This window comes from Streptomyces sp. NPDC059695, from assembly GCF_042733785.1.
Lineage (GTDB): Bacteria > Actinomycetota > Actinomycetes > Streptomycetales > Streptomycetaceae > Streptomyces.
Genome location: NZ_JBHWFF010000084.1, coordinates 1 through 1075, shown reverse-complemented (window position 1 = coordinate 1075; position 1075 = coordinate 1). Strand labels below are relative to the sequence as shown.

Sequence of the window (1075 nt, the reverse complement as noted above, 5' to 3'; positions counted from 1 at the left end):
GTGTGACGGATTTGCCTATCACACGCCCTACACCCTTACCCCGGGACAACCACCGCCCGGGCTGGACTACCTTCCTGCGTCACCCCATCGCTTACCTACTACCACCTTGGGTCGACGGCTCCACCACTTTCCATTCCCCGAAGGGTCCGGAACGGCTTCACGGCCTTAGCATTAATGGGCTCGATATTGGGCGTTTCAAAGCGGGTACCGGAATATCAACCGGTTGTCCATCGACTACGCCTGTCGGCCTCGCCTTAGGTCCCGACTTACCCTGGGCAGATCAGCTTGACCCAGGAACCCTTAGTCAATCGGCGCACACGTTTCTCACGTGTGTATCGCTACTCATGCCTGCATTCTCACTCGTGAACCGTCCACAACTCGCTTCCGCGGCTGCTTCACCCGGCACACGACGCTCCCCTACCCATCACAGTCCCCGTTGGGGGTATGTACTGCAATGACACGACTTCGGCGGTACGCTTGAGCCCCGCTACATTGTCGGCGCGGAATCACTTGACCAGTGAGCTATTACGCACTCTTTCAAGGGTGGCTGCTTCTAAGCCAACCTCCTGGTTGTCTCTGCGACTCCACATCCTTTCCCACTTAGCGTACGCTTAGGGGCCTTAGTCGATGCTCTGGGCTGTTTCCCTCTCGACCATGGAGCTTATCCCCCACAGTCTCACTGCCGTGCTCTCACTTACCGGCATTCGGAGTTTGGCTAAGGTCAGTAACCCGGTAGGGCCCATCGCCTATCCAGTGCTCTACCTCCGGCAAGAAACACACGACGCTGCACCTAAATGCATTTCGGGGAGAACCAGCTATCACGGAGTTTGATTGGCCTTTCACCCCTAACCACAGGTCATCCCCCAGGTTTTCAACCCTGGTGGGTTCGGTCCTCCACGAAGTCTTACCTCCGCTTCAACCTGCCCATGGCTAGATCACTCCGCTTCGGGTCTTGAGCGTGCTACTGAATCGCCCTATTCGGACTCGCTTTCGCTACGGCTTCCCCACACGGGTTAACCTCGCAACACACCGCAAACTCGCAGGCTCATTCTTCAAAAGGCACGCAGTCACGAGA

At 57.1% G+C, this 1075-nt stretch carries 1 rRNA gene; it reads right to left on the bottom strand.

What is annotated here, in order from left to right:
* Positions 1–1075 (bottom strand): 23S ribosomal RNA (locus ACFV2S_RS37915); the annotation flags it as partial.